Genomic DNA, 23,992 nt, shown 5'->3' with positions numbered 1-23,992 from the left:
TTATCAATCATGATAATTGGGGATATCGATCATTATTTAAGTTTTTGTGATCAATAAATAGGTTTTTTGTGATCGATAAATGTCGAACAGTTCAAATTTAATCATTCACCACTTACCATTTACCATTTCTTCACCATTCAATGTTGTTCTTATCAAAAATGACGACAGTCATTTTTGATAAATCCTCTCCCTTCTACCTTTGCCCCCATGCAACCGGTAAGCCTAGATTTATTGAACAAGTATAACGTAGCGATTCCGCGCTACACGAGTTATCCGACGGTACCGTTTTGGGATGAGACGATTGACAGCGAACACTGGGAACGGATGTTTGTGCGTCGTTTCGAGGAGAGCAATGAACAGGAGGGGATTAGCGTGTACATTCACTTGCCTTTTTGTGAGAAACTCTGCACTTTTTGTGGCTGTAATAAGCGTATTACAACGAATCATTCCGTGGAGGAGGAGTACATCGATGTGCTGTTACAGGAGTGGAATTTGTACCGAAAATCGATGAGCTCTAAACCCGTTATTCGGGAATTGCATATTGGAGGCGGTACGCCTACGTTCTTTTCGCCGCAGAATTTGCAGCGAATGTTGCAGGGGATTTTAGTGGATTCAATTGTGCCAAAGATCCACGAATTCGGTTTCGAGGGGCATCCAAATAATACGACACGCGAGCATTTGCAAACGCTTTTTGAGCTCGGATTTAACCGTGTGAGTTTCGGGATGCAGGACAGTAATCCCCAGGTTCAGGAGGTGATTAATCGGGTGCAGCCTTTGGAAAATGTGAGACAGGTGGTGCAATGGGCGCGAGAGATCGGGTATGAATCGGTGAACTTGGATTTAGTGTATGGCCTGCCTTTGCAGACCTTGCCGCGGATTGAAAAGACCATTCAGGATGCGATTTCGATGCGGCCGGATCGCATCGCGTTTTATTCCTATGCGCATGTGCCGTGGACGAGCAAGGCGCAACGACTTTTTGACGAAAACGATTTGCCTGATGCGTCTGAGAAGATGCAGTTGTACCAAAAAGGCAAGGAGCTTTTCCGCGCCGCTGGTTACACGGACATTGGGATGGATCACTTCGCACTCCCGTCTGATTTGATGGTTAAGGCGCACAACGAGGGCACCTTACACCGCAACTTTATGGGCTACACGGTGCAGCAGACGGGATTACTTTTAGGTTTAGGCGTCTCGAGCATAAGCGATATTTACTATGGTTTTGGTCAAAACAAGAAGACCATTCAGGAATATTACCAGCAAATTAAAGCCGGCGAATTGGCCGTTTTTAAAGGCTATTTTTTAAGTCAGATGGACCAAAAAATGCGCCAATACATCCTCGACATCGCCTGCCAAGGCAAGACCCATTTCCACAAAGAAGACCTCGAAGTCCTCCGTTCATACACCTTTCACGAACTCGACGAACTTGCCATAGACGACCTCGTCGCTTGGGGCGAACATGGCGTCATCGTCACAGATCTAGGCAAGCATTTCATCCGCAATATCTGCAAGGCTTTCGATCTAAAATTGCTGGCGACAGCGGAGGCTGTGCCGCAGTTTAGTAGTGGGGTGTAGGAGAATTTGTAGGGATTCTAAATTTGTCTTGCAGCACTCTTAACTTTTGAATTAAGTCTTCAAATGCTGGTGACTTGCCATAAATCATATTCAGCTTCATCTTTTCGTAGTCTTCCTTATATCTCTCTAAAATAGGATTAGGAGGAAGAAATGAAATGCTTTGCTTTCCGTGATTTTTATAATCTATTCCCGTTTGTCTAATATAGTGCTGTCTATGTGCGATTATTCGATTGTACAGGGGAGTGTCACTTAGAGCTATATCAGCATAAATAGATTCACTTAAGAGGAACAAGTCATATAAATGCCTCGACATTCTTAAGTGACGTATTTCTGAAGCTTCTTTTGTAAATTCTTCGTGCAATAAGAATACTTTTTCTAAAAGAGTAATTGATGGCTCGATGGATCGTACTTGAAATAGGTCACCTAGCTCTAATTGGGGTAGTAAGCTTCCTACGAGAGAAGTCAATGGCCTCATTTGGGTCCCTTCTTTGATGGATCTAGCGCTCACCTCTACTTTTATCGTATCGGGTAAGTATTCGACATTATCTAAGATCGAAACATATTCAATAACAAGTTCTTGTGGGTCCACTGTATCTTTTCTTTTTTCAGGGATAGGTGTGGCCTTACATGTAAATAGTGCTGCAGGGACTCCCATTTCGATAAGAGTTTTTTCTAGCTCTTCTCTAAAGTCGCTGCTGACGAATTCGCTGGATATTCTTTTAAGTTTTTTGATTTGGGAATAGGATAAGTCTTCTCCAAATCCGTAAAATGATCTATCAATTGACAAATCAATATCCTCTGAAAACCTTTCAATAATCTGCCACGCCTTACTTAAAGAAGTACCGCCTTTGAAGTGTAAATGTGGGGCAAATGTAGTTTTAAACACGGCCTCTAATACGATTGTAACCCAAAGGTCCTTCTCAAGAGCCTTCTCATTTATCCCACTTAGAGCACTAGCTTGCTGCAAGATTATCCTTCGATCTTCTATCGCTAGCTTAAACCATTTCATCTGCTGGGAATTTAGAAATGATCAAATAAAGTTCTTTTGCAATCCATGATGGGGCAAGCATGATGTCATTTTCTAACAGCATGGGATCTTCTTTTTTTAGCAGTCCCTTTATTTTACTAGCAAGCGTTTCATCAAATTTACTTTGTCCCATTTCGTCCATTGCCAAAATGATTAGGGAGCTGATGGGACCCTTTAAGGCTAATTTTTTAGGACTGGCACTTTTAAAATGAATCTCATTTTCCGCTACATGGTATGTTCTGGGTTGGCCATTGGTGATGTACACATGCCTAGTAGGTACTTGTTCAGATAACCCTAGTTTATTCAACGCACTCATTCCGGTGGGCTTAATTTGTATGTGATCTCTTGCTGCGATGGCATTCGCTATCATCTCAAGAGATGGCTTGATCCGTCCAATTAGATTATGGAATTGGGGAATAAAGTAAACCCCATTTGCCAGTCTTTCAATGGTATTTTCTTTCACCAATCGGGATAGCGCCATTTTAATGGCATCGTCTGTTCCGAGCATTCGAAATTCCGCAGGGAAAAAAATATCTCCGGGGGTCTTCGAATTAATCTTGTCTAGAATTGCTTGATGTACGCTCATAAATCAAAGGTAAGTCTTTTGTTGCTAATTTATATAAAAAGGTAACAAAATACTTGTAATTCTCTAATCGCCTCAAAATTCCCCCTTTTATGAGGCGATTAGACATCCTAATCGCCTCATCTGTATTTAGAGTGCATTTGATGTCCCCCTAATCCCGCAGGTTTTTCAGTAAATTTTGTGCATTTTGCGCTTTACCAAGGCGTAAGCCTTTGCTCTAAAAGCACAAGTCTCTAAACAATTTTACATGATACACACGATGCGTTGGTTCGGTCCGAACGATCCGGTTTCTTTGATGGATATTCGTCAAGCCGGATGCACAGGAGTAGTTACCGCATTGCACCAAATTCCGGTGGGGGAAGTTTGGCCCATCGAATCCATTCAAGAACGCATTTCGATCATTGAAGCGGGGAATCAGGATTGGACGCCTTTGCATTGGTCGGTTGTGGAATCACTTCCGGTTCACGAGGGGATTAAGAAGGCCTTGCCGTCTCGCGCACAACTCATTGAAAATTATAAGACATCATTACGAAATCTAGCGGCTTGCGGCATTAAAACTGTTTGCTATAATTTCATGCCCGTGCTCGATTGGTCGCGGACGAAATTGAACTTCGAGATGCCCGATGGGGCGCGGGCTTTGCGTTTTGTTTGGACGGATTTCGCGGTCTTTGATTTGCATATTTTACAGCGTCCCGGGGCCTCGAAAGATTACACGCCGGCTGTTCAGGCTGCGGCTGCTCAGCGTTTCGCCACAATGACGAACGAGGAGAAAGCAGAATTAAAAAACACAGCACTTCTAGGTCTTCCCGGCTCAGAGGAGGCCTTTCATTTAGAGAATTTCCAAAGTCTGTTAGACGAATACAAAGACATTTCAGCGGATCAATTGCGCGAGAACTTGCACTTCTTTGTGCGATCCATCGCTCCTTTAGCTCAAGAATTAGGCATTAACTTATGCATCCACCCGGATGATCCTCCGTTCCCCTTATTAGGCTTGCCGCGGGTGGTGAGTACGGAATCGGATTTAGCGGCATTGATGGCGGCTTCTCCAGAACGCGCGAACGGAATTACATTCTGCACCGGTTCGTTAGGGGTGAGAGCGGATAATGATTTACCCGGGATGATTCGCCGCTTCGCAGATCGCATTCACTTCTTGCATTTGCGCACGACTTTTAGAGAACAGAATGACCCCTTGATTTTCCATGAGGCGCCGCATTTAACGGGCGATGTGGATATGTTTGAAGTAGTGAAAGCGGTGGTGGAAGAAGAAAAAAGAAGAGGGGGTGAACAGATTAAAATGCGCCCAGATCATGGTCACCAAATGTTAGATGATTTGAAAAAGAAAACCTACCCGGGCTATTCGGCGATCGGACGATTGCGCGGTTTAGCGGAAATCCGCGGACTAGAATTAGCGATTCGCTCCACTTTAAATTAGAAAAAATAAGATGCAACAACCATTCTCATTGCAAGGGCGCGTGGCGCTCATCACGGGCGGCGGAACCGGAATCGGATTCGATATCGCGAAATGCTTTTTAGCGTCCGGCGCCACGGTCGTGATCACGGGTCGCCGCGAAGAGGTGTTAAAAGAGGCGGTCGCAAACCTGGGTTCAGGGGCGCATTATTGTGTGAATGATGTGTCAGACTTAAGGTTGACGGCACAGCTGGTTTCGGATCTTGTGGCGAAACATGGCGCCATAGACATCCTCGTCAACAACGCGGGCATCAATATGAAACGCCCGGCCGTAGAAGTTTCAGATGGTGATTTTGCGAACATCATTAACGTGAATTTGAATGCCGTATTCTCTCTGACTCGAGAAGTAGGAAAGCACATGCTCGAAAGAGGAAAGGGTTCGATCATCATGATCTCCTCGATGGCGGCTTATTATGGAATCGACCGGGTGGCGGCTTATGCGTCTTCTAAAACCGGTATCTATGGTTTAGTAAGAGTGCTCGCTTCCGAGTGGTCCGGCAAAGGTGTTCGCGTGAATGCGATTGCTCCTGGATTTATCGAAACGGCGATGAGTAGAACGGCGATGAATTCGGATCCTGATCGCAAACACAAGGCGATGGATCGTACGCCGATGGGCTATTTTGGGAAACCAGAAGACATCGGTTGGGCGGCAGTTTATCTAGCTTCTGATGCAGCAAATTACGTTACAGGCGTCTCAATCCCGGTTGACGGCGGGAATTCAATCGGATTCTAATGAAAGGAAATTACCGCTGGGTGGTGGTCGCCCTCTTGTTTTTTGCGACGACGATTAACTATTTAGATCGCCAAGTGATCGGCTTGTTGAAGCCCACGCTGGAGAAGGAATTGAATTGGTCGGAGACGGATTACAGCTTCATCGTGATGTGTTTCACGGCGTCTTATGCGATCGGATTGTTGGCTTTTGGGAAGGTGATTGATAAGATTGGTTCCAAAATGGGCTATTCCATTTCGATCGTTATTTGGTCCATTGCGGCCATGGCGCATGGGTTGGCGAAGACGACGTTTGGGTTCGGCGCGGCACGCGCCGCTTTAGGAGCTGGTGAGGCAGGGAATTTTCCGGCAGCGATTAAAACCGTGGCGGAGTGGTTTCCTAAACGCGAACGTGCTTTAGCGACTGGTATTTTTAATTCCGGTGCAAACATCGGAGCTATGGTCGCGCCCATTATGGTGCCTTGGATTTTAGGAGCTTATGGCTGGCAAGAAGCCTTCATTATTACGGGAGCGATCGGATTTATTTGGTTGGCTTTGTGGTGGTGGTTTTACGAAGTACCCGCGAAGCACACTTCCGTTACGACAGAGGAATTAGCGCACATTCAAAACGAGGAAGAGGATGCGACAGAAGTCGCACCCATTGCCTGGGGCAAACTATTCGGATATCGCCAAACCTGGGTCTTTATCGTAGGCAAGTTCTTCACGGATCCCATTTGGTGGTTTTTCTTGTTTTGGTTGCCGTCTTATTTTTCCACAACCTTTGCGCTAGACTTGAAAAAGCCGAGTTTGCATTTGGCAATTTTGTTCACCTGTACGTCTATCGGGAGTATTGGCGGAGGCTACATTTCGGGTTGGTTGATGAAGAAAGGTTGGCCGGTATATAAGGCGCGGAAGTATTCGATGTTCTTCTTCGCGCTCTGTGCGGTGCCCATTATTGGGGCGCGTTGGGCGACCGATATTTGGCAGGCTGTGTTCTTAATTTCCATCGCGGCATCTGCGCACCAGGCGTGGTCCGCTAATATATTTACGACCGTGTCGGATATGTTCCCCAAACACGCGGTTTCATCGGTCGTGGGAATCGGTGGATTGGCCGGTTCGCTAGGGGGTGTAATTTTCCCCTATATTATTGGAGTAATTTTAGATTCTTACAAGGCAGATCAGGCTTTGTCATCCGGATATAATGTTATATTTGTGGCTTGTGGCTGTGCCTATTTATTTGCGTGGTTACTTATTCATTTCATTTCGCCTAAAATGGAGGCGGTTAAATCTTAAACCTACAGACTATGAAAAAATTGTTATTTGCTTTGTTAGCTTTATCTGGAAGCGCTTTTGCTCAGGATGAAAACCATCCGCTAGAGGGCGCTTGGAATTTAAATGTATCGATGGAGAACCGCAACGGCGGTGTTTCTACCGCACCTTCTTGGTTGGAAGTGCGTCACTCAGGACTTAGAACACTCACGGGTAGATTTGTGGGAGATGGTGGGTCAGCACGACCTATCGCAGAAGTTTTTTACAAGGATGGTCACCTCTCATTTAAAATTCCACCACAATGGGATAGAGAGGAGACTTACATGTCCTTCGAAGGAGATTTGAAAGACGGTAAATTATCAGGAACGATTGTTACTCCAGGCGGGAAAGCGATGGCCTTTACCGGTTCTCGTGCTCCCTCGTTAGTGAGAAAGTCGGAACCAGTTTGGGACAAATCCATCACCTTGTTCAATGGAAAAGATTTAACAGGTTGGAAGGCATTAGGTCCTAAAAACCAATGGGTCGCAGAAAATGGGGTCTTAAAAAGCCCAGCGTCTGGCGCGAATTTGTGTACAGAACAAAAATTCAACGACTTTAAATTACACATCGAATTCCGTTTACCTCCGCATAGTAATAGTGGAGTGTATTTACGCGGCCGTTATGAGGTGCAGGTGGAAGACAGCTACGGAAAACCGGCTTACAACATCTATTTAGGTGGTATTTATGGTTTTATCGATCCACTTTTCCAAGCGGCAAAACCGTCCGGCGAATGGCAAACCTATGATATTACTTTAGTGGGACGTAAGGTTTCTGTTACCTTAAATGGCCAAAAAATTATCGTCGACCAAAACATCCCAGGCATCACAGGCGGCGCGATGGACAGCGATGAAGCGGCTCCGGGTCCTATCATGATGCAAGGTGACCACGGTCCAGTGGAATATAGAAATATCGTGTTGACTCCAGCTAAATAATGAAGAAATTAGCTTTAACAGAAGATTGGACGGTAGTCCTTTTGGGATTTTTAATCATCGCTTTAGCTCTAATAGGAGTTAAGATTCCTTCCCCCTCTTTTGGCTGGGAATCGGCCAGTGATTTAACCGAGAAGGTAATTACGGCGGGCAATCTGTTAAAGCTGGGTCAAATTTTCGTTTTTACTTACCTCCTAGCAATTCTCTCGGCAAGCGTATTAGGCAAAAGTATAGTGGGGACCATAAAGGGTTTTCCGATTGTATTTGCGCTTACTTCGCTTGCCTTGATTTTAGCGGGCAACGCTTTCCTGAAAAATTGGAATTTAGAAGCGGTAATTTTCAGCTTGACGATCGGGCTAGTTTTGAGTAATTTCTTCTCGCTTCCTTCCTGGCTGACCGAATCGCTTTCGACGGAATTGTTTGTGAAAATTGGTTTGATCCTATTAGGGACGAGCGTGATTTTCGGGGACATATTAAAGGCTGGCTCACTCGGTTTGATTCAGGCTTTAGTGGTGGTGATTTCGGTTTGGTATTTCGCTTTTTGGATTTCCAAAAAGATGGGCATCGACGAAGAGTTCGCCATTATGATCTCTAGTGCGGTATCGATTTGCGGTGTTTCAGCTGCTATTGCGACGTCTGGAGCCATCAAGGGGGATTCCAAAAAGCTTTCCTATGTCATCTCCATCGTCTTGATTACGGCGATTCCAATGATCATCTTTTTACCTTTTATCGCGCAGGCTTTGGGTTTGTCGCAAGCGGTTACAGGCGCTTGGTTAGGTGGAACGATTGATACAACCGGAGCGGTGATCGCTTCGGGAACCATGGTGGGCGAGGAGGCCTTGAAGATTTCGACAATTGTTAAATTCTCCCAAAACGTTTTACTAGGTTTCGCCGCTTTCGCGATTTCGATCTATTGGACGGTGACAAACAATCAGTCTTCTGCAGTGCAAGAAGCAAAGCCTACAGCCTCAATCATCTGGGAGCGCTTCCCTAAGTTCGTATTAGGATTCATCGCCGCCTCATTACTTTTCTCCTTCGTGATTTCATCTGAAACGATCGATTCGGTTAAAGGTGGTTTCAAAGCCTTGCAAGGACTTTGGTTTGCCTTAGCCTTCACTAGCATTGGTTTGGAAACCAAGTTTTCAGACCTATTCTCGAAGGAAGGTAAGAAGCCTTTGTATGCTTTTTTAATCGCCCAGTTGTTTAACGTATTTGTGACGTTGGCGGTGGCGTATGTGCTGTTTAGCTAGTTTTCTACCATAATTAACAAAGAATACTTAGTCTATCGTTTTTATAGAATATTGTATTATCTTTGCCAAATGAAGTATTTGTTTTTCTTTTTATTCCCACTCTTTGCAGTACAAGCCCAAAACCAAGTGGAGCATCAATCCCAGATTTGGTACGGATATTACCTTTCCCACTCTTTAACTAATCAGTGGTATGTGCAGGGAGAAGTGCATACTCGACATTTTATAGACCCTTTGGTGCACCACCAAAATGCGTTTAGAGCGCATGTGCATCGCACGATAGGGGAGAATTGGGATCTTTCTGCTGGAGCGGCTCTTTTTTTGAATACGCCTAATGATCCCCAGACGCTTATTCGTCTTGCCATTCCAGAGTACCGACCACACTTTGATGTAGTGTATAAACATAGCTGGTCTAAGGTTCGCGTCGATCACCGCTTTCGATCGGAAATGCGCTTTAATCGAGAAACGAATGTGAGCCGCACGGAACTTACGGATGCCGTTAACTTCAGTAATTACCGTCTTCGCTACCGAATTCAAGCCCTATTTCCCTTAATTAAGCAAATACAGGGGAAAGTGAATACGGAAATTTTATTGAATGCAGAGCAAGAAAATCCGGCAAATACGTTAGACCAACATCGGATGTTCGCCGGCGTAAGTATTCCGCTACGGGATAATTTAACTGCGGATATAGGTTATTTACATGCTTTTCAACAGCGCCCAAATTTGAATTATTATGATCGAAGCATTTTAAGCATTATGGTCTATCACCGTATTCCTTAAATAGCTTTTTTATGCCAATCCCAGAGCACAATATCCCAGCCAATCCCACCGTAATCCAAGGTGTCAATCACCTGAAATCCGCGCTTTTGATGTGCTTTTAAAGAACGGTGATTCGCCTGAGCCACGTCGGTGACGCAATACGTGAATTGATTAGCATAATGATCGCGGAAACTGCCGTAGAGTTTTTGGACCAAATCCTGTCCCCGATACCCCTTCGAAACACAAAGTTGAGCTACAATCACATAATTTTCTACGGGCTTACTTTCGAAAACGCAGCGTTCGATATTCTCTACTAAATCTGCTAATAATTCATGGTGTCGTGCGGTTTCTGGAAGAGCCACCAGGCTATAACCTACCACCTTTTCGCCATCCTTCGCGATGATACTTGGACTTGCTCTGTGAAGTAATTCTAAAAAAGGGAGATCATATTCCGCCATCAAAAACCCCTGCGACTCCGCTTCTTCTTGCGTAATATTTTTACGCAAATTAGCTTGCTGCAAAGCTAAAACGCCTTTCATCTCCTGTTCTGTAGTAACTAATTGAAGTGTGATCATGGGCCTATTAGGAAATACTGATGTCAAAGCCCTGCAATAAACCCGCTAATCCATCTTGTGAAAACTTCGCCTTCTTAATTTGATTCAGACTTGGATGAATGACGTAATTGAAGGCCGTTCTAAAGTCCGCTTTGCTTACATTCGTTTGATCAAATAAGGCGCCTGCAAGATCGCAATCATCGAAAGAGGCTTCAGAGAAATCAGCTTCCGTGAAGTCGACTTCGTGCAGCGCACAACTATCGAATGTTGTCTTTTTACCCTTGATTTGATAGAAGGAGGACAGATTTAAGACGCAGGTATCGAAGCTAACTTCGAATAAGAATGGGTTGCAAGCCTCGAAACGAAGGCCCTGCATTTTACAATCTTTGAAGTGAACCTTTTGGAGTGCAGCACCGCTTAGTTTGACTAAGCTAATATTGCAGGATTCAAAGGTGCAATCAACAAACTGAAAATTTTTAAAATCAGCTGATTCAAAGCTGCAGTTTTTGAAAACGCAATGTTCGTATTCGCCTAGGACGAGTATGCTTTCTTTCTCGAATTTTTGATCGACGATATAAGGCTTTTCCATGCCGCAAATTAGGGATATTTTCCTATTTTTACACCACAAAAAATTCCCTTCCTAAGAAGAAATAGCCTCGCCAAAAAACGAACTATGCAACTATTCGATTTTCCTGCTGACCCTTCCATAAACCTGCTTCCAGGCGACGGAATCGTCCATTATTATGGAAAATTGATGTCTTCAGAAGAGGCTTCCACTATGGCTGTGGCGCTACTGAATGGCATCGAATGGCGAAACGATGAGGCGGTTATTTATGGCAAACGCATCATCACGAAACGCAAGGTAGCCTGGTACGGCGAAGAGCCCTTTTCGTACACTTATTCTAATACCACAAAGACGGCCTTACCCTGGACGCCGGAATTGCTTGCCCTGAAAAACCTCGCCGAAAAACACTCAGGCGAAACCTATAATTCATGTCTTTTGAATCTATACCACGACGGCTCCGAAGGGATGGCCTGGCACAGTGATGGCGAAAAAGATTTGCGGAAAAATGGGGCAATAGGCTCGCTTAGTTTTGGCGCAGAACGCAAATTTTGTTTCAAGCACAAACAAACTGGCGAAAAAATAGACGTCTTTTTAGAAGCAGGAAGTTTATTAGTGATGAAGGGCGAAACCCAGACACATTGGTTACATCGCCTACCGCCCAGTACAAAAATTCATCAGCCTAGAATCAATTTGACTTTCAGAACGATCGTCACCACGAGTGCTACGTAGACAGGGAATGTAAAAAGTAACAGCGCAAAAAGCACCGAATCATAAAAAACAGAATCCTTCGTCTTCGCATAGGCAAAAGCCCGCACCGGAATATACAAAGGCAAGGCAAAATAGTAAAGTAACCCACGCGAAAATCCCACGTGCCGCGGCACCTCAATCAAGCGCTCCATCTTCTCGAAAACCGAAGCATTAAACTGTACCCGATCCGCCGCTTCCACGATGGGCGTGGGCCACGACATATTTTCAAAAGCCAGGTGAATACCTTTCCCAAAAGCCGTAAAACTCGAATAGCCAATTCCCGCAATCTGAACAATCGGGAAGATCCCTTCCGCATGTGCACTTTCTAAAATACGGCTCGCCCCCTTTTTAAAAGGTTGCAATTCGTGCGTATTCAGACAAATTCCTTCGATGAAAATTAACACAATTCCATCGTTGCGGAGGCACTCCACCGCCTGTCGGAAGGTGTTAGAATTCAGGTGAAGGTGCTCTTTCCCTTCTCTTTGCCGAAATACCGGAAGCATATTCAACTGCCTTAACAAAAAGCCGAAAACTGGATTTCTAAATACATCCCCTCGCGCCAAATAATTGATATTTCTAGGATAAAGAGCACCTATAATCACGGCGTCCAAAAACGAGTCTGGGTGGTTAACGACCAATAAAACGGGTCCTTTGGTATTCATCAGCTCCGCATTTTTCACCACGATGGACGGGCAAAAGATACGCAGCGCAAAACGAACCAATATTTTTAATAGAAAGATCAAGTATTTCTTTAATTTTATCGCTCGCAAGGTTTAAAAAAATTCGCATGCAAGCAAGCTTTCTTTCCGTGGTTTTAATGCCCGTCGCCCTCGCCATCATTATGACTGGTCTAGGTTTATCGCTCACCACCGCAGACTTCAAACGCGTATACGAATACCCTAAAGCCGTCATCGTGGGCCTCGTAACCCAGATGATACTCTTACCTATCATCTGCTTTTTCATCGCTAAAGCCCTCGCTTTACCCCCTGAATTAGCGGTCGGATTAATGTTATTAGCCGCTGCACCTGGAGGCCCTTCTGCGAATTTGTACTCACATATTGCCAAAGGAGACGTAGCTCTCAACGTCACTCTTACTGCCTTAAATAGCATCCTCTCGGTCATCTCGATTGCCTTCATCGTCAATCTTTCGATGAAACTATTGATGGCACAGGATACCTACGTTCCGCTGCAATTTTCGAAAGTATTAGAAGTATGTTTGATTGTCATTTTGCCCGTTTCGATTGGGATGATCATTCGAAAAAAAGCACCTGGATTCTCCGCTCGATTAGAATCTCCAGTGAAAATTTTGTCGGCCATTTTCCTCGCCTTGATCATCTTTTTAGCCGGATGGAAAGAACGCGATCACCTGATGTACGACATTCAAACCGTAGGCTTAGCCTGTCTTTTATTTAATGTGGCCTGCCTTTCGATTGGTTATTTTCTGCCGCGTTTGTTGAATTTAGAGAAGAAGCAAGCCATTGCTATTGGGATGGAGATCGGGATTCACAATGGATCTTTGGCCATTTTTATAGCCTTGAATGTGATAGGGAATGGTACGATGACGATACCAGCGGTGATTTATAGCATCATTATGTTTATAACCGCAGCTATTTTCGGCTGGTTAGTGAATCTACGAAACTAATCCGCGGTATTAATCTGCGGATTCCGAACTAGCTTTCTTTTTTTCGATTTTTTTGATGTTCCAAACATAGAGCGTCTCCACTTTCGCCCTCGCCCAAGGCGTCTTGCGCAAGAAAGTTAAACTCGATTTGATACTCGGATCACTCGCAAAACAATTAATTCGGATTTTGCGAGCCATCTCTTCCCAGCCTAATAGATCGACTAGATCTGTTAAGATTTTCTCTAAGGTTACACCGTGAAGTGGGTCGTTACTCATGTGGTAGGATTTGAAAACCAAGACGCATATTCGACATAATTATAGGCCGTCCGCTTGAAAATTTCCGCTGCATCGGGGCTCACATCTTTTAGGTATTTTGCTGGATTCCCCGCATAAATGGTTCCTGCCGGCACCCGCATTCCTTGTGTCACGATGGCACCCGCTGCGATGATTGCACCTTCTTCGATGTAAGCATTGTCCATGATAATTGCGCCCATCCCGATCAGCACATTGTCCTCGATGGTGCAACCATGAACGATCGCATTGTGGGCAATAGAAACGTAATCGCCTATGGTGGTGACGGTTTTTTGGTAAGTACAATGGACCACTGCACCGTCTTGTATATTAGAATAATTTCCGATTCGAATCGAATTCACATCCCCGCGAACGACTGCATTAAACCAGATCGTACAGTGTTTCCCCGTCTGTACATCGCCCACAATGGTGGCATTAGGTGCGACCCAATTGTCTTCTCCTAAAATGGGGGATACCCCTTTTACTGGTAAGATTAAGCCCATTTTCCTTGTAGTTTGAGTACTTTTTCGATCACATCTCTCACCGCACCACGACCCCCATTGAAAGGAGAAACGTATTTGACGACTTGGTGCAATTCAGGGATAGCATCTGCTGGGCAAGTGCTCAGAATGTCTGGACGAGACAGGACTTTTAAGTCAGCCATGTCGTCTCCCATGTAGAGGATTTCATTTTCCTGAAGCCCTAATTTTGCCATTAATTCCAAATAGGTTTCTAGCTTGTCCTTACCGCCTAAACCGAAATAGATATGCTGAAATTTCAGGTTCTCTAAACGTTTTTTCACCCCAGGATGACTTCCCCCTGTAATGACGCACATTTGAAAATTTGCCTCGCGCGCTTTTTCAAGCGCATAGCCATCGCGGATGTAGAAAGTGCGGAAATGTTCACCCGTTTCGAGCACGTGTACATTGCCATCTGTCATCACCCCATCGATGTCAAAAATGAAGGCTTTTATATCCTTGAATAGGGAAAGTACGTTAGACATAGGGATTATTTTGACCCAAATATCTGAATATTTTATGTATTTTTATCCGTTTATATTTCCATTTCATCTTCGAATGAATTTTACCCGCCTCTATTGTCTGCTCCTGTTAGTGCTCCCCTTTCTTAGTAGGGCACAAATGGAAACGACTGTTCTGGCAGCGGGGCCTTATCAAATAAAGGTCACAGGAGAAAAAAAAGGTACCGACACTTGGCAAAATCCTTCTGTGTTGTATAAATCTGGAGCGGACAGTTTACTTTTTCAGCCTACTGAGTTTAGTTGGAATGCGAAAAAGCGAGTAGCAACGGGGAAGAACATTCGGTTAGAAACAGGCCTTCAGTCCTCTTATTGGGAAATTAAATCATTTGAAATAAATCTTTACAAGGGCTTATTCTCTGTCTTGGAGTCTAATTGGGTGGACAAAGGCACCCAGTCGATTGCAGGGAAAGGGGCCATTTATTTAAAAAAGAAAAATCCTAGCTATGAATTTATTTCAGCGCAGGAGGAGATACTAGAGGAGGAATCGTGGAAAGCGACGGGCATTTTTACCATCAAGGATCAGAAAAGGGGGCTAATGGCTAAAGATGATGGGTCTACAGCCCGCCTGAAGTTCAGTAAGGATAGTAATGAGGTGGCTAATTTTAGTGGAAAGCAGATCTGGATTACGGGGGATAGTTTAGTGGAGCTTCCGGAGGCAAAATGGAAAAGTAAATGGAATGAGGTAGACTCCTTAACTCATCAACATGTGCGGGTCCAATGGTTTAAACAGGACCAGTCGATTCACCTAAAAAATCTGGAAGGCAATGTATCCCAAATACGGTTTGATGACGCTGCTCACAAGCTAAGTATCGCGGCTGACTTAGCCATCATTCGGTTAGCTGAAAATAAGATAGACTTCTATCGACTTTCGGCAAAAAACATTGTGCCGGTGTGGGTCGAATCCTTTGGCTATTATGATCCTGAAAGGGTACGTCGGATTCAACGGATGCTGCCCTACAATCCACTCCGCATTATATACTCGCATTTTGTGGAGAAAAAAAAGATGGCGGCGACGTTGAGTGAAATCGCATTTTATGCGAATCGTTCTCAGGAGAGCATTAAAGAAGGCTTTATGGAGTTTATCCAAAATGGATTTTTGGACTACGACCCACAAACAGAATTGATTTCCTTTAGCCGCCTAGGCAAGCACTATGCGAAAGTGCAATATGAGGACAAGGACTTTGATAAATTCTATGTGGAGTCCATCGCTAATTACATCATTGGAGATTCGGCTTCTGTGACTTTTGATCTAGAACCTAAGTACTTAAAGGTGCGAGGAATTAACGAAATCATGGTTTCGGATTCACTGAGAGCCAGGCTCTTTCCGAGTGACAATCAAGTACTATTTAAACAGGGGCGCGACTTTCAATTTAAAGGATTGATTGAAATAGGAAATTATCGCTTCCGTGCTCAGCGCTATGATTTTACGTTCGACAAATACGTGATTGAATTTCCTAAATTAGATTCCATGACTTTTTTGCCCAAATTCAAAGACGGCAAAATTGCAGCAAAGGAAGCCGGTGGACGTTTCAAATACCAAGATGGTTCTATCATTCTGAGTCCGGAAAATGACAAAGTAGGTAGATTAGGGGTGGCCGCCTATCCTAAATTTATAGCACCTAAAGGCGTTACCGTATTCTTTGATGAAAAGTGGAGGTTAAACGGTGCTTACGACACTAATTTCTATTTCAAATCAGGCAGACTTGAACTAGATAGTTTAACCTTGAAGCAGCCTATTTTCCCCGGAGATTTTTATTCTAAAAACAGCGTTTTCCCACCGCTGAAAGTGACTTTGAAATTACGAGAAGATTATACTTTTGGCTTTAATTACAAAAAAGAAGCTCCCCTACCTATTTACCAAAATAGAGCCAAATTTCTAACCAAGGAAGATCTTATTTTAGACAAGCAAGGCCTTCATTCCGTGGGGGAATTTCTAAAAGGAGACCTAAAATCCATCACGGAAAAGGCAGTTTTCTATCCTGATTCGCTGAAAGCCTTCAGCTCCTCCACGCTTTTAGCCCCTACAAAAAATTCGAATTTCCCCGCCTTTACAGTGGGCGAAAATTACCTAACCTGGGCGCCTGATTCAGATAGCCTCTCTATTAAACCCTCTAAAAATCGATTCAAACTTTTTGCAAATGCGGAAGGCGAATTAGAAGGGAAAATGGTCATACAAGGCAAAAAATTAAGCGGCGACGGTTTATTAACCCAAGGGGAATCCAATACGAAAAGTGATCAGTTTGATTTCACAAAAGAGGGCTGGATAGCTAATCCGGGCACTTTTAGACTAGGCAAGTTGCAAGGAATTTACAAGCCAGATGTGGAAGCAAGCGAGGTAAAGGTTACCTCCATCATCGCAAAAAATTTGATCAAGTTAAATCCGCTTAACGAGCATCAATGGGTGCATTTCCCTAATTTATATGTTCGTAGCATCCTACCTAAAGAGACTCAAATTGATCTAAAAACCCAAACCGTTAAATTAGTAGGAAACCGTTTTCAGATCATCCAAATGAACACGGATTCGTCTCAGAAATTCGAAATCCCCATTGAATCCACCTCAGCCATCTATTCGATCAAGGACTATTCTTTAGAGCTGGAGGGAGTAGAAAAATTTAAAATTGGCCCTGCTTTAGTAAGTCCGGCTAAAGGGAAACTGGTTTTTCTGAGAGGCGGAAATTACAAACCTTTTTCGAAGGCTCGAGCCGTGTTAGACACCGTAAATAAGCGTCATCTGATTAAAAATTTAGACGTTAAATCGGCTAACGTCCATGAATGGAAAGGCGGTACGGCGGATTATTTATTAAGTCGCTCACCCGGCGATACCTTAGCTATCCCACTGAAAAATTTCGCCTTTGAATCCAATGTAATCACAGCTCAGGCCTACTTCAGCGAAAAAGTCCCTTTGAAAATAGGGGAATTTCAAGAATTTAAAGGGGACATTTCCTTAAAGTCCACTACGCCTAACTTAGAATTCCAAGGGTCTATCCGACCTTTATTAGGCACACTTAAGTTCAATACGGCCTGGATTCCTTTGAATAACAAAGGAGATATTCCTCGCTTAAAAATTAATAAAGAGTTAAAGGATGAGCTAAATCGACCCGTTACCGCAGGTATTTATGTGAATGCGAGCAATAAATTATACCCCACCTTTTTAGGTCCGATGTCTGATGAGGATGATCCCGTACTGTTTAATGCCGAGGGGGAGGTGACGGAGTCCAAGACTAAATTCGAGGTGAAGGGAGTGGAAACGAACATGGTGCTTGATTTAGTAAAACGTAGAGTAGAGGCGAAAGGTCCCGTGAGGTTCTTTTCGGATAATAAATTTGTCAAATCTCAAGGGGCTATCTCTATGTCCGTAGACTCCCTTCGGCCTCGCATCAATTCCTGGTTAAGTTTACAATTTCCCATTGCACAAACCGTGCTGAAAAAAATGGGCGATCGCATCTTGAAGTATAATCTAGAAGAAGGTTTGCAGACGGCTGCAGCGGATGAACCAGACGAACGCGAAGAATACATCAAACGAGCAGAGGCTGTTTTAGGTAAAAAAATTCCTGAGCCAATGAAATATAGCATGGATATTGCCCATGTGGCATTGGATAAAGTAGCTCCTGAATTCGCCACGATGATTAATTTCTCCACGGTTAAATGGGAATGGTCGCCTAATTTAAGTGCCTTTTATTCGATAGGAGATTTGCCTTTAGTGAATGTGGGACCCGTGGATATTAATTCGACGGTCAAAGGATTTATGGAGGTCATTAAGAAGCCAAGCAAAGAGGAGTTTTATGGCTATTGGGAATTATCTGACGATCTTTGGTATTATTTTGCTTATTTTGACGGAGAGTTAGGCGTCTATTCTTCCGATCAATCTTTCTTAGCTTCTGTCAGAGAAGCGATGAAAACGCAGAAAAAGGGAGATATGAAGGTAGTGGAGGCCGCTCCTGAGGAGAAAGCAGCTTTCATTAAACGATTTACTTCGTATTATAAGCCCCTAATACCTGCGAAGAAAGCGCCAGTGAAAAAAGAACCAGTAAAAACAAAACCAGCCACGAAAGGCAAAGAAAAGAGCGGTGGATTTTAAGAGTATAACCTTTTTAAAGAACTTTTTTGATTGCTTAGACCGCTGGGGTTTGGTGCGTCGCGATCCCTTTGGGAATCCGATCGGGATGAAACGAATCATCGTATTTGTTTTAGGCTGGTTAACCTACGCGCGATTAAGTATCTACAATCGAACAGAGATCAAGGGAACAGAAAAGATTCAGGATTTACCTCGCGAAGGCGTCCTATTCCTATCGAATCACCAAACCTATTTCATGGATGTGATCTGTTTTTACCACATCTTCTTCTCCGTTAAATGGCGGATGAAAAACAGTATTCGATTCCCATTTTATCTTTTGGCACCGCGTTCTCGCCTGTTTTATGTGGCGGCTTCTGAAACAATGAAGGAAGATGGATTTCTACCGCGCGTGTTTTCTTTAGCCGGAGCCATTTTAGTGAATCGCTCTTGGCGAGCACACGGCCAAGACGTGAAAAGAGAAGTAGATTTAGAAGCGCAAGAAAAAGTAATTAAAGGCCTTGGATTCGGATGGGTAGTTAGTTTTCCGCAAGGGACCACGCGTCCATTTGCACCTATCAGAAAGGGAACCGCGCACTTGATTAAGGCGGCAAAACCCATCGTCGTTCCCGTCCAAATCAACGGTTTCCGCCGCGCCTTCGATAAGAAGGGCTTCTTTCTGAAGAAACGCAACACGACGCTGAGCGTGGAATTCAAAGACCCGATTCGCTTCAAAGAATCGGATACGATCGAAGAAATTTTACAGCGAATTTCGGACGAAACCGGTATACCTATGGTCGATACAAATGCTAAGTAAAACCCAAGGCATTGTCATTTCCTACCTGCGTTATCGAGAAACCTCGATAGTAGTCAACGTCTATACGGCGGAAATGGGAATCTGTTCCTATATCGAAAATGGGGTTCGTTCTGCCAAAGCCAAACATAAAATGGCCCTCTTCCAACCGCTCACCTTGCTAGATTTAGAGGTATACCACAAGCCAGGGAAGGGTTTGCACCGGATTTCAGAAGCAAAATGTTTCTTCCCCTACCAGGCTATCCCTTTCGATATTGCGAAGTCCTCACTCGCCCTTTTTTTATCGGAAGTATTGAGTAAAGTGTTGAAGGAAGAGGAGGCAAATCCCGTCTTGTTTGATTTTTTGAGCCAATCTCTTCAGTATTTGGACCGGGCCACGGATCATTTTGAGAATTTCCATCTGCAGTTTTTGTGGCAATTAGCGGCCTTCTTGGGCTTCGGGGCAGGAAATGCCGCTGAATTCTACCAGCAACTGAAAGCAGCGGGTTGCATCGTGCCTAGTTTTACCGAATTGGATGCTTTAATACACGCGGATTATGGTCATCCTATGGTGCTGCACCGGGCAGAACGCAAAGAATTATTGGCCGGTATGCTCAATTATTATCAATTGCACATGGAAAATTTCGGAGAGATTCGTTCCTTGCAAATCTTACAAGAAGTATTAGCCTAATGCGTAATCTGTATTTTCTTAAATCCTCTTCGGACCCGAATTACCTGGAAATCACTTTTCAGTTCACCCCTCGTAAACCGGGTAAACAGGTGATTCAACTCCCTATTTGGCGTCCAGGCCGCTACCAGGCTCAAAACTTTGCGAAGAATATTCCAGTATTGAAGGCCTACAGCGGAGGGGTTCCCATAGCTATTTCTAAAATAGCCTCGTCTACTTGGACCTTAGAGGCATCGGAGCCAGTCGAAATCCTTTACAGCTATTATGCGAATCAACCCGATGCGGGCGGTTCAGTGGTGGAACCCGACTTACTCTACATTAATTTCATCAATTGCCTCTTACACGTAAAAGGTCGTGAAAACGAGCGTTGCGAACTACATATCGAAAAGCCGGACGGCTGGAAAAGCGTCTGTACCTTCAAAAATGGAGGCAAATACCGTGAGCTCGTGGATTCCCCTTATATCGCCGCACCAGCCATCTTTCAGCACAAATGGAAATGCAATGGCGTGAAATTTTCGATCGATGTGGTGGGATCGCGCCAGGCTTTGACGAAAAAACTCACTGACGCCTACGAGAAATTCACCAAAACCCAGCTCGACTGGATGGGCACTTTCCCCGTCAAAGAATACCATTATATGCTTTGGGTTTGCCCGAATCCGTACTACCATGGAGTGGAGCATACGAAATCTACGATGATGGTGATGGGTCCACCGGATCGCGATGCCTACGAAGACTTGATAGGTTTAGGCTCGCACGAACTGTTTCATGTCTGGAATATTGCGACGATTCGACCTGCAGAATTGTTTCCCTATGCCTACGACCGAGAGGTGGCGTTTTCTACTGGCTGGGTCGTAGAAGGAATTACGACCTATTTAGGGGATTGGTTTCTGTATGAATCGGGAGTTTGGACTCGGCAGGAGTACTTGGCCGGTTTATTAGGAAACTTGAAATTACATTTTGATCGAGATGCTGGTGCTCAACAATCGTTGGAGGAAAGTTCGATTGATTTGTGGCTGGATGGATACGGAACCAGTTTGCCGAATAAGCGCGCGTCGATTTATTACAAGGGGGCGGTGGTCGCTTTGGCTTTGGACCTAAAACTGCAATCAAAAAATAATAAATCACTGCGCGATGTGATGCATCGAATGAACGCTGAATTCGGGCAGCTGAAAAAAGGCTACACGAAAGCTGATTTCATCCGGATTTGCGAGGAGGTTTACGGCGGATCTTTACAGGAATTCTTCCAAAACTATGTCGAAAAATCAACCGATATTACTACAGATTTACAGGAGATTTTTGCCAAATCCGGATTGAAATTCGAGAAAGACAGCGCAAAAGGTTGGACATTACAGTAGAATACGCCATCAAAAGGCGCGTATTGTCCTTAAAGTATAAACATTGTCATCTAAATAGCTATTAATTTTCCTTGGAGTTTAGGAATTTTACTGCAATGAAAGATTTCCCTACTTTAATTCGAAAGGCTCGATTAGACAAAGGCTATAGCCAAGACTATGTTTCTACTGAAATAGGCATCACCTTATCTGCCTATTCTAAAATTGAGCGCGGCCTCACAGACCCTTCCTTGAGTCGAATGAAGCAAATTGCAGGCGCGTTGGAAGTGGATTTATCGGTTCTATTTAAGCCAAGAGATTACCCCCATTTCTCTGGCGTCGCCGATCCTGGCGGAGCAACCAACCCTGTTTCCCGCTATGAATTCGAAGCCTATGTAGGGCTTTTACGTGACATGCAGGAACAATTGCGGGATTTGAACGATCGCCTCCTTTAATCCCCCTTTTTCATTGCGGAATCAGGGCTTATGCCTAAATTGCAGGTTCAAAATCAATTCCTATGTTGAATAGACCGCGTCGTAACCGTTCCAGTGCCGCTATCCGCACGATGGTGGAGGAAAATCGCCTTTCGGTGAAGGATTTATTGTTCCCTCTTTTTGTGATGGATGGTTCTTCTACTAAAACCGAAATCAAGTCGATGCCGGGCATTTACCGCTACACGACCGATCTTTTGTTGAAAGAAATCGAGGAGTGTCTGAATCTAGGAATTACCTCTTACGCGCTTTTTCCACAGGTGGCTGAGGACCGCAAGGATACCATGGCGACGGAATCACATCGCAAGGGCAGTCTTTATTTAGAGGCCATTCATGCGGTGACGAGCCGTTTTCCGGAAATTTCGATGTTAACGGATGTGGCAATGGACCCTTATAGTTCGGATGGACACGATGGGATCGTTCGCGGCGGCGAAATTTTAAACGATGAGACCTTAGAGGTTTTGGCCAAAATGGCCGTAGCACAAGCTCAAGCCGGATCAAAACTGATCGGTCCCTCAGATATGATGGATGGCCGCGTGGGTTATTTACGCGAATCTTTAGACGATGCCGGTTTCACGAATGTGGGCATTATGGCCTATAGCGCGAAATATGCGTCGGCCTTTTACGGACCTTTCCGCGATGCGCTGGAGTCTGCGCCTAAATTTGGCGATAAAAAGACCTATCAAATGAACCCCGCTAACAGCCGCGAAGCGCTGCGCGAGGCAGAACTAGATGAATTAGAAGGAGCGGATTTCTTGATGGTAAAGCCGGCTTTGGCCTATTTAGACATCATTTCTTTACTCCACGACAATACCAATTTACCGATCGCCGCCTATAACGTTTCAGGCGAATATGCGATGGTCAAAGCAGCTGCAGCAAACGGCTGGATCGATGGCGAAAAAGCCATGCTAGAAAGCTTGCTCTCGATGAAGCGCGCCGGAGCTCAGGTCATTTTGACCTATTTTGCCAAAGAATTTGCCCAATTAAAAATAAAGTAAAATGTCGTCAGACCGTTACATGCAACGAGGCGTTTCTGCCTCGAAAGAAGATGTTCACAAAGCCATTGCGAACTTAGACAAAGGTCTTTTTCCGCAGGCATTCTGCAAAATCTCCCCAGATATCTTGGGCGGCGATGCAGACTATTGCAACATTATGCACGCGGATGGGGCGGGGACGAAGTCGTCTTTGGCCTACTTATACTGGAAAGAAACGGGTGACATCTCCGTATGGCGAGGCATCGCACAAGACGCGGTGGTGATGAACACGGACGACTTAATCTGCGTGGGTGCCACAGACCAAATGTTGCTTTCCAGCACCATCGGTCGCAACAAAAACTTGATTCCAGGCGAGGTTATCGCCGAAATCATCAACGGAACCGAAGAAGTATTACAAATGCTACGCGATAACGGCATCGGCATTTATTCCACTGGCGGCGAAACGGCAGACGTAGGTGATTTAGTGCGCACAATCATCGTGGACAGCACGGTTATCGGTCGCATGAAGCGCTCAGACGTCATTTCAAACGGCAATATCCAAGCAGGCGACGTGATCATCGGCTTAGCCTCAGATGGCCAAGCGAATTACGAAACGACCTATAACGGCGGAATGGGCAGCAATGGCTTGACTTCCGCACGTCACGACGTGTTAGGAAAGTACCTAGCGAACAAATACCCAGAAAGCTTTGACCCATCCGTTCCCTCGGATTTAGTGTATTCCGGCTCTCGCAACTTGACGGAAGCGGTGCCCGGAACTCCTTTAAACGTAGGTCAATTAATCCTTTCGCCTACGCGTACCTACGCGCCAGTCGTGAAGGCTTTATTAACAGAATTACGTCCTCATTTGCACGGAATGGTGCATTGTTCTGGTGGAGCGCAGACGAAAGTGATGCACTTTGTGAACAATGTGCACGTGATTAAGGATAATTTATTCCCGATTCCACCGCTATTTGATTTGATCCAAAAAGAGAGCGGAACCAGCTTTAAAGAGATGTACCAAGTATTCAACATGGGCCATCGCTTAGAAGTCTATGCGAATCCAGCACACGCGGATGAAATCATCCGCATCTCCCAGTCCTTTGGTATTCCTGCCCAAATCGTGGGCCGCGTAGAAGCCTCAACGACTAAGAAGCTGACCATCAGCAGCCCTTACGGAGAATTTATTTATGAATAGTGTTTGCTATTAAGCGAATTAATTTTTAGATTTGCACCCCCATTTAAAAGG

General features: G+C 44.6%; 24 protein-coding genes. 16 read left to right on the top strand and 8 right to left on the bottom strand.

The features are described from left to right. Window positions 1–174 precede the first annotated feature (174 nt). Window positions 175–1,572, top strand: coding sequence for an oxygen-independent coproporphyrinogen III oxidase (hemN, locus tag ACRZ9O_RS09040; protein ID WP_459458417.1), 1,398 nt, complete (start codon window positions 175–177; stop codon window positions 1,570–1,572). On the opposite strand, the gene ACRZ9O_RS09035 is transcribed toward hemN, so the two are convergent. Both ACRZ9O_RS09035 and ACRZ9O_RS09030 read right to left on the bottom strand, forming a co-directional pair. Next, complete coding sequence (locus ACRZ9O_RS09035) at window positions 1,556–2,581, bottom strand: nucleotidyl transferase AbiEii/AbiGii toxin family protein (protein WP_459458415.1); 1,026 nt, start codon at window positions 2,579–2,581, stop codon at window positions 1,556–1,558. The two genes, hemN and ACRZ9O_RS09035, sit on opposite strands and share 17 nt — an antisense overlap. Further along, a complete protein-coding gene (locus ACRZ9O_RS09030; protein ID WP_459458414.1) occupies window positions 2,568–3,185 on the bottom strand; it encodes a DUF6088 family protein in 618 nt (205 codons plus the stop codon). Before ACRZ9O_RS09030 ends, ACRZ9O_RS09035 begins: the two co-directional genes overlap by 14 nt. 244 nt (window positions 3,186–3,429) lie before the next feature. Between ACRZ9O_RS09030 and uxuA the strand changes: the two genes are divergently transcribed. The 6 genes from uxuA to ACRZ9O_RS09000 all read left to right on the top strand — a co-directional run bounded on the left by uxuA (window position 3,430) and on the right by ACRZ9O_RS09000 (window position 9,622). Next, window positions 3,430–4,614 carry a mannonate dehydratase gene (gene uxuA, locus ACRZ9O_RS09025; protein ID WP_459458412.1) on the top strand — a complete coding sequence of 395 codons (1,185 nt, stop codon included), beginning with the start codon at window positions 3,430–3,432 and terminating at the stop codon, window positions 4,612–4,614. Window positions 4,615–4,624: 10 nt separating this feature from the next. After that, window positions 4,625–5,383, top strand: coding sequence for an SDR family NAD(P)-dependent oxidoreductase (locus ACRZ9O_RS09020; RefSeq protein ID WP_459458410.1), 759 nt, complete (start codon window positions 4,625–4,627; stop codon window positions 5,381–5,383). Then, window positions 5,383–6,651, top strand: coding sequence for an MFS transporter (locus tag ACRZ9O_RS09015; protein ID WP_459458408.1), 1,269 nt, complete (start codon window positions 5,383–5,385; stop codon window positions 6,649–6,651). Before ACRZ9O_RS09020 ends, ACRZ9O_RS09015 begins: the two co-directional genes overlap by 1 nt. Window positions 6,652–6,662: 11 nt before the next feature. Then, window positions 6,663–7,598, top strand: coding sequence for a 3-keto-disaccharide hydrolase (locus tag ACRZ9O_RS09010; protein WP_459458406.1), 936 nt, complete (start codon window positions 6,663–6,665; stop codon window positions 7,596–7,598). Beyond that, window positions 7,598–8,845, top strand: a complete 1,248-nt coding sequence (locus ACRZ9O_RS09005; protein WP_459458404.1) for a YeiH family protein — start codon at window positions 7,598–7,600, stop codon at window positions 8,843–8,845. Before ACRZ9O_RS09010 ends, ACRZ9O_RS09005 begins: the two co-directional genes overlap by 1 nt. A gap of 69 nt (window positions 8,846–8,914) precedes the next feature. Further along, entirely contained in the window at window positions 8,915–9,622 is a 708-nt protein-coding gene (locus ACRZ9O_RS09000; protein ID WP_459458402.1) for a DUF2490 domain-containing protein, read from the top strand. Here ACRZ9O_RS09000 and ACRZ9O_RS08995 read toward each other — a convergent pair. Together ACRZ9O_RS08995 and ACRZ9O_RS08990 are read right to left on the bottom strand one after the other, a co-directional pair. Further along, window positions 9,619–10,176 carry a GNAT family N-acetyltransferase gene (locus tag ACRZ9O_RS08995; RefSeq protein ID WP_459458400.1) on the bottom strand — a complete coding sequence of 186 codons (558 nt, stop codon included), beginning with the start codon at window positions 10,174–10,176 and terminating at the stop codon, window positions 9,619–9,621. The two genes, ACRZ9O_RS09000 and ACRZ9O_RS08995, sit on opposite strands and share 4 nt — an antisense overlap. A 7-nt stretch (window positions 10,177–10,183) precedes the next feature. Further along, complete coding sequence (locus ACRZ9O_RS08990) at window positions 10,184–10,744, bottom strand: pentapeptide repeat-containing protein (protein ID WP_459458398.1); 561 nt, start codon at window positions 10,742–10,744, stop codon at window positions 10,184–10,186. Window positions 10,745–10,828: 84 nt separating this feature from the next. Here ACRZ9O_RS08990 and ACRZ9O_RS08985 point away from each other — a divergent pair, with 84 nt between their 5' ends. Next, the gene (locus ACRZ9O_RS08985) at window positions 10,829–11,449 is read left to right on the top strand and encodes an alpha-ketoglutarate-dependent dioxygenase AlkB family protein (protein WP_459458396.1); all 621 of its coding nucleotides are present in this window, start codon (window positions 10,829–10,831) and stop codon (window positions 11,447–11,449) included. Here the strand turns inward: ACRZ9O_RS08985 and ACRZ9O_RS08980 are convergent. Further along, window positions 11,395–12,237: a 1-acyl-sn-glycerol-3-phosphate acyltransferase gene (locus tag ACRZ9O_RS08980; RefSeq protein WP_459458394.1), complete on the bottom strand. Its 843-nt coding sequence runs from the start codon at window positions 12,235–12,237 to the stop codon at window positions 11,395–11,397. The two genes, ACRZ9O_RS08985 and ACRZ9O_RS08980, sit on opposite strands and share 55 nt — an antisense overlap. A gap of 17 nt (window positions 12,238–12,254) precedes the next feature. On the opposite strand from ACRZ9O_RS08980, the gene ACRZ9O_RS08975 reads away from it, so the two are divergent. Beyond that, window positions 12,255–13,109: a bile acid:sodium symporter family protein gene (locus ACRZ9O_RS08975; protein ID WP_459458392.1), complete on the top strand. Its 855-nt coding sequence runs from the start codon at window positions 12,255–12,257 to the stop codon at window positions 13,107–13,109. 9 nt (window positions 13,110–13,118) lie between these two features. Here the strand turns inward: ACRZ9O_RS08975 and ACRZ9O_RS08970 are convergent, their stop codons facing one another. From ACRZ9O_RS08970 to ACRZ9O_RS08960, 3 genes are read right to left on the bottom strand one after another with little or no spacing between them, the layout of a single operon-like run. Further along, window positions 13,119–13,364, bottom strand: a complete 246-nt coding sequence (locus ACRZ9O_RS08970; RefSeq protein ID WP_459458390.1) for a VF530 family protein — start codon at window positions 13,362–13,364, stop codon at window positions 13,119–13,121. Next, entirely contained in the window at window positions 13,361–13,882 is a 522-nt protein-coding gene (locus ACRZ9O_RS08965) for a gamma carbonic anhydrase family protein (RefSeq protein ID WP_459458388.1), read from the bottom strand. Before ACRZ9O_RS08965 ends, ACRZ9O_RS08970 begins: the two co-directional genes overlap by 4 nt. Next, complete coding sequence (locus ACRZ9O_RS08960) at window positions 13,873–14,382, bottom strand: KdsC family phosphatase (protein WP_459458386.1); 510 nt, start codon at window positions 14,380–14,382, stop codon at window positions 13,873–13,875. The genes ACRZ9O_RS08965 and ACRZ9O_RS08960 overlap by 10 nt, the downstream gene beginning before the upstream one ends. A gap of 136 nt (window positions 14,383–14,518) precedes the next feature. On the opposite strand from ACRZ9O_RS08960, the gene ACRZ9O_RS08955 reads away from it, so the two are divergent. From ACRZ9O_RS08955 to ACRZ9O_RS08925, 7 genes are all read left to right on the top strand, one after another. Then, on the top strand, window positions 14,519–18,496 hold the full coding sequence (locus ACRZ9O_RS08955; protein ID WP_459458384.1) for a hypothetical protein: 3,978 nt from the start codon (window positions 14,519–14,521) through the stop codon (window positions 18,494–18,496). A gap of 85 nt (window positions 18,497–18,581) precedes the next feature. Beyond that, a complete protein-coding gene (locus ACRZ9O_RS08950; protein WP_459458382.1) occupies window positions 18,582–19,286 on the top strand; it encodes a lysophospholipid acyltransferase family protein in 705 nt (234 codons plus the stop codon). Then, window positions 19,276–19,953 (top strand): DNA repair protein RecO, encoded by a 678-nt coding sequence (recO, locus tag ACRZ9O_RS08945; protein ID WP_459458380.1) that lies wholly within the window; start codon window positions 19,276–19,278, stop codon window positions 19,951–19,953. Before ACRZ9O_RS08950 ends, recO begins: the two co-directional genes overlap by 11 nt. Continuing rightward, window positions 19,953–21,305 carry a M61 family metallopeptidase gene (locus ACRZ9O_RS08940; RefSeq protein WP_459458378.1) on the top strand — a complete coding sequence of 451 codons (1,353 nt, stop codon included), beginning with the start codon at window positions 19,953–19,955 and terminating at the stop codon, window positions 21,303–21,305. Before recO ends, ACRZ9O_RS08940 begins: the two co-directional genes overlap by 1 nt. A 95-nt stretch (window positions 21,306–21,400) precedes the next feature. Continuing rightward, window positions 21,401–21,736, top strand: a complete 336-nt coding sequence (locus tag ACRZ9O_RS08935; protein ID WP_459458376.1) for a helix-turn-helix domain-containing protein — start codon at window positions 21,401–21,403, stop codon at window positions 21,734–21,736. 62 nt (window positions 21,737–21,798) lie between these two features. Then, on the top strand, window positions 21,799–22,770 hold the full coding sequence (gene hemB, locus ACRZ9O_RS08930; protein ID WP_459458374.1) for a porphobilinogen synthase: 972 nt from the start codon (window positions 21,799–21,801) through the stop codon (window positions 22,768–22,770). Between the two features lies 1 nt (window position 22,771). Further along, window positions 22,772–23,941, top strand: a complete 1,170-nt coding sequence (locus ACRZ9O_RS08925; RefSeq protein WP_459458372.1) for an AIR synthase related protein — start codon at window positions 22,772–22,774, stop codon at window positions 23,939–23,941. Window positions 23,942–23,992: the final 51 nt, after the last annotated feature.

This window comes from Aquirufa sp. HETE-40SA, from assembly GCF_054558635.1.
This window is presented reverse-complemented; position numbering and strand designations above follow the sequence as displayed.